Origin of the sequence: Mycobacterium sp. (assembly GCF_052145595.1) — a bacterium.
Classification (GTDB): domain Bacteria; phylum Actinomycetota; class Actinomycetes; order Mycobacteriales; family Mycobacteriaceae; genus Mycobacterium.
This window is the reverse complement of sequence record NZ_JBKQOI010000015.1, coordinates 1-4103: the sequence shown is the minus strand read 5'-3', so window position 1 is coordinate 4103 and position 4103 is coordinate 1. Positions and strand designations below refer to the sequence as shown.

At 62.7% G+C, this 4103-nt stretch carries 2 protein-coding genes and 1 pseudogene; all 3 read left to right on the top strand.

The features are described 5' to 3' along the window. Positions 1-510 precede the first annotated feature (510 nt). The gene (locus tag ACLP4W_RS00915; protein WP_442383208.1) at positions 511-2202 is read left to right on the top strand and encodes a hypothetical protein; all 1692 of its coding nucleotides are present in this window, start codon (positions 511-513) and stop codon (positions 2200-2202) included. A 90-nt stretch (positions 2203-2292) separates the two neighbouring features. After that, positions 2293-2883: a hypothetical protein gene (locus ACLP4W_RS00910; protein WP_442383206.1), complete on the top strand. Its 591-nt coding sequence runs from the start codon at positions 2293-2295 to the stop codon at positions 2881-2883. Between the two features lie 836 nt (positions 2884-3719). Continuing rightward, a pseudogene (locus tag ACLP4W_RS00905) lies at positions 3720-4055 on the top strand (metal-sensitive transcriptional regulator). Positions 4056-4103 lie beyond the last annotated feature (48 nt).

Here is a 4103-nt window from a genome sequence, read left to right as displayed (position 1 = left end):
CCAACGATCCGTTCTCTCTGCCGAGCGGGCAGGGTACTCGCACCAAATCAGCGGACCGGGAATTGAAGACCGGACTGATCGTGCGCCTCTACGACGACCTCGATGACGGCATGGCCGTTGTTCTCGGCAAATTGCCACTAGGAGCACTTCGGCGAGGCGTTCGGGTTGTCAACTCATGACTGTGAAGTCGCGCAAAGCGCATGCGTCGGATTCGGAATGGAGCGAATTGTGTTGGGCCTCATCCGGTCGCACGGTTTCGAGCCCGCGATGTGGCCGACGCGAGTACGGTCGGACCGAATGATTAAGATGAGCAAAATAACATCAAGAGCACGGCTATCCGCTAACGGCGGAAGCCGACCGTGGAGCCAGCGCAACATGCCGTTGACGACGACAGAGGTGCCGACATTTTTCGGACCGTCTGAGTCGCCATTGTTCGGCGTGGTTCATCTGCCGGTCGATAACCAGATCAGGGGCGGGGTACTGATCTGTGGTTCGCTCGGAAAGGAGGGGATGGAGAGTGTCCGACTACACCGGATCCTCGCCGACAGCCTGGCGCGCCGCGGTTTCGGCGTGCTGCGTTTTGACTATCTGGGCTTGGGTGATTCTGCATACGCTCAGGTCCGTGATGACGCGGTGGCCAACTGGGTGGCAAGCGTGGGCCACGCGCTCGACTACCTCACGCTGATCGGCGCGGAGTCGGCGACCGCCATCGGCATACGTGCCGGGTGCCTGATCCTCAACGAGTACCTGGCCCGATCCGACATGGTCAACCACATGGTCAACCGCGTGGTCTACCTCGATCCCGCTGGAACGGGCAGGCGTTACCTTCGGGAACACACCGCGCTGTTCCGGTTGTCGGTGGGCGAGGACGCTCCTACGCCCGGCGAAGTGTCAATCATCGGCGGGCGGTTGAGCGACCGCGCCGCCGCAGAATTCGCCGCGCTGCGGATGGGTGCCAATCCGGTCAGCGCCCATGGCGTCGACAACGTACTTCTGGTGGGACGACCAGCCGAGACCGACAAGCGCGTCACCTCCCTGGCGTCGGCCGAGGGAGTTGATTCGATCACGACCGGCGGTCTGCCGGAATGCGCCCGGTCGGGGGAGCTGGTGTTACCGATCCCTTTCCACGCGGTCGATTCGATCATCGAGTGGATCGACGGAAACGTTCCCACTCGCACCCATCGCGCCGTACCCCAATACCTGACAACGGTGACGATGCCGGCCGAAGGGCCCGACGGGGTCGACGTTTTCGAGAGCATCGAACGAATCGAGCCGAACGGCCTATTCGCCATCCGCACGCGGCCCCGACGCCGTAGTCCCGCGCCCGCAAAGACCGTGTTGTTCTTCGTGACGGCCAACGACTTGCACGTAGGACCCGCCCGCGAGTGGGTAGAATTGTCACGTCGCATTGCAGCGGCCGGGTCACAGGCGTTGCGCTGGGACCCGGCAGGACGGGGCTTGTCGGGCCAGATCAGCCGGGACCCTTGGCGCAGGGTGTATGCCAAGGCTGACATCACCGAATCGATAGCGGTGGCCAGACATGCGTGCCATGACGCCGGCGAACTCGAGCTTGTCGGTATCTGCTCCGGCGCGTGGTACGCCGCTCATGCCGCCCGCAATATCGGTGTGCAGTCGGCGATCCTGGTCAACCTGGTGGTGTGGAATTGGCGCGTCACCTCCACCTTGCTGACGCAATGGGATCTCCGGAACAAAGCGCTACACCGCAACGCGGCTAGTGACACGGGCGGCGACCCCTCCGAATCCAGGACAACAAAGCGCCTCAAAGCACTTCTCAACCCGGCTCGGGAGTTGACGAAGAGCTTTATGCACAACCACCTCCCGCGATACCTCCTGCGGGTGTTGAGCTGGGTCGGACTCGTGTGGCTGCCGGAGGATGTTCTGACAACGCTTGCCCACCGTGGAACCGACGTGACGCTGATTGCCTCGCCCGAGGACGCGGAGCAGTTCACTGCCAAAGGCGGTCGGGCAGCCCTTGACCGGCTGCAATGGACGTCGCAGCCGCCCCGCCTGATCGCCCCACCCACCGGCGATCATGCCGCCCATCACCCGGCGATGTTGGCGGCGATCCGCAACGCGGTGTTGCCGGCAGCTGCCGTTTCTCCTCCGAGCACATCCCCGTATCGCATATCACGTCGATTGAGAGTCGTCGAATCCGCTAGCAACCGCGCCGGAAATGCGTGAGATCTATATGGCCATTACTGGACGAATCGAACGCGCCTTGAACGGGGCACGCGCGCGATGACGCGCAGACATGATCCGGCATGGGTCTGGATGATCAGCGCGTTCGGCGGCGCGCTCGCGCTTGCCGTGGCCGTTCTGGCCGGTTACGGCACCGGTCCCGATGGCCTCAGGCTGGGGGTGCGCGTCACGGCGCGCTGGTCGTTCCTTTTTTTCTGGCTTTCCTATGCCGGCGGCGCGATGGCCATCCTGTTCGGCCCAGCCTTTGCCGGGCTGGCGCGCCAGGCGCGAGCCTTGGGCCTGGCCTTCGCCACCGCGCTTCAGGTCCATATCGGATTGGTCGTCTGGCTGGGCGTCGTCATCGGCCAGATTCCGCTGCAGGGCCGCGTGTTGTGGTTCTTCGTGGTCGCACTGTTCTTCGCCTATCTGCTGGTGCTGCTGTCCTTCGGAATCGGAATGCGCAACCTGGGACGTCTGTGGCGGCCACTGCTCTTCCTGGGCACGACTTACATTCTGATCGCCTTCGGCAAGGATTTTGTGCCGGGCGCACTCGACCAGAAGACACAGCATTGGCTCTACGCCGCCGCATATGTGCCGTTCGCCCTGTTGAGCCTTATTGCAATCCCGCTGCGCCTTGCCGCGTTTCTTCGCCAGCGCTTCGGCTTGCGTTCCGCCACGGCCTGACGCACGTCGCCAAACTGTTTCATAACGGAACGAAATTTCGGCGTTTTGCCGCCTGTGATCGTGCCGCATGAGGGCGAATCGACGTCAACGGCCGGCGCGACCCAGTCTTGCTGTGCTTGGACGTGGACATGCTCAGAACCCCTTTTTGAAACAACGCTGCCGACTGAGGCCGGGAAATGGGTTGCGTTGCTGAGCGATCCTTCTGCTCGAACATGTCAGCCGTGAGCTCGGTCCCACAAAAACAAAAGCAGTAGCAGAGACATATGCTACCCAGCACCGAGCTGGGTCATCAGAAAACGGAACATCGCACAGGAGGCTCGCAGGGGATCCTGATCCTCGATGCCATTGACACCCCGAAGCATCGGTACATCAACATCGCGATCGTGGCGATCATGGTTGGCGCGATTGCCTTTGACTGGCTCAGGGCTCGGTCCCGCCGATGAGTGGTCGTGTCAGATCGACTCCAAACCCGTAGAAGATAGGTCCACCGCATTACCGCCCGGTCATCCCGGCGTACGAAAACCGAGCAGCTCCATGTCCGGGACAGCAGCGCCGCAGCGATGGTCGGCGACGAGCCCTGTGCGAACCGGAACAAGGATGCGGTCTGGCGGTTCGACACGCTGAGGCGAAGTCCGTCGGCGTACTGTTCGAATCCGACGAGCCGGTCCCGTCGAAACTCCAATGTCTTCTTGGTTCCTAGGAGAACCGCGCGGCGGGCGACTGGCCGATGGACTGCACCTGCGAGCCGGGGTCAACGGGCGCGAGCCTAAGCCGCGGCCGGCTTCCCGTCGTGCAATATACCCATAGGGGGTATAGTCGCAATGCAGGTACAGACGATGGCCGGCTACTCAGACCACAAGGAAGATGTGCAGAAGCGCCTGCGGCGGGTCGAGGGACAGGTTCGAGGATTGCAGCGGATGGTCGGCGAGGACGCCTAATGCACCGATGTGCTCACGCGGATCTCAGCCGCCACCAAAGCTCTGCAGTCCGTCGCTCTCGAGCTTCTGGGAGAGCACCTGTCGCACTGTGTCCAAGACGCCATTCAGGCCGACGGACCAGAGGCGGACTCGAAGCGCATCAAGTTTCCTACTCGGACTCGGCCGGACTACAGACCACGAGAACGACGGCCATTGCGTGGCAATCGGCGTGCGAAAGCGACAAAGACGAGCTGAGCCAGCCTTGGTGTTGTGCCCGCTCGGCGACCGCTCCGCTCAGGCGAA

Excerpts from the sequence above, each read along its gene's own strand:
- ACLP4W_RS00915 (WP_442383208.1), top strand. The coding sequence starts at position 511 with ATGGAGAGTGTCCGACTACACCGGATCCTCGCCGACAGCCTGGCGCGC.
- ACLP4W_RS00910 (WP_442383206.1), top strand. The coding sequence starts at position 2,293 with ATGATCAGCGCGTTCGGCGGCGCGCTCGCGCTTGCCGTGGCCGTTCTG.